We start from the raw sequence: 924 nt of genomic DNA on the forward strand, positions 1-924 counted from the left end.
ACTGGGCTATGCCTAAGAGTTTGTCGTCTTTTTTAACCCCGTCAATGGCACTGACTAATTTGTCTTCTTTTTGTTCTGCTTTGATGTTGTCAGCAGAAAACGCCTCTTTACGAGTACGCAGTTTATCCGTCTCCCCTAAAGCCAGTGCTGTGGTGAAGCCATATTGAAGTTTGATGATTTCTGGGTCTTTTATGTAAGATTTAGCATAGCCACGCTGAGTGGTGCAAGCACTTCCATTCGGATCTGATTGACAGGCAGCGATCATTTCGTTGTTGTGCTTTGTCGATAGTCGAGAATATTCTGCCTCAACATCTTTATGACATTGGCTTTGCGATGAGGCTACTGGGATACTGTTACAGTTGTCCATCTTTTTAATCATCGCTTTGATTTCTGCTGGATACAGGAAGTTGTTATCCACCTCAATCTTGCTTGCCAAAGCCGCAGCCGCGGCATCCCCACCTGCTGCGGCGGTCACACCACCGACGAGGCTGGCGATGAGATTGCTGTAGCTTTGCTTTTGCTCAGCGGTCATGTTTTTGGTGTTGACTGCGATGAGGTTGTTGAGCGCAACGGTTGCTGCTGAGCCTGCTGCGGCTGAGGCACAGTCACCGCCTGTGGCGGCTGCGCCTGCGCAGCCTGCGATGCTGTGTAGGAGGCCGCGGATGGTTTCTGATTCGGCGGTTGGTTTGCCATCTTCCATGAACCCATCGGCGATGTCTTTGATTTGCGTTGCACCGTATTGACGGATGACGTTGATGGCGGTGTTTTGTAGCAGGCTTGCGCCGCTGCCTGTGACGTTGCCGCTGGCGGCGCCGACAAGGCCAGTCAGAATCATGCTGCCCGTGCCGCCGTTGCCCCAGAGGTCTTGGCGGGTGCCGTAGTTGATGGCTTGACCATTAATGATCGTGTCACCCAACTCTTTAT

At 51.8% G+C, this 924-nt stretch carries 1 protein-coding gene; it reads right to left on the reverse strand.

Translation table 11 applies throughout. The annotated features are described in order from the left end of the window. The coding region (locus IE082_RS11085) for a VENN motif pre-toxin domain-containing protein (RefSeq protein WP_189493969.1) at positions 1–924 on the reverse strand (924 nt) is incomplete at both ends.

Origin of the sequence: Formosimonas limnophila (assembly GCF_014652675.1) — a bacterium.
GTDB lineage: Bacteria > Pseudomonadota > Gammaproteobacteria > Burkholderiales > Burkholderiaceae > Hydromonas > Hydromonas limnophila.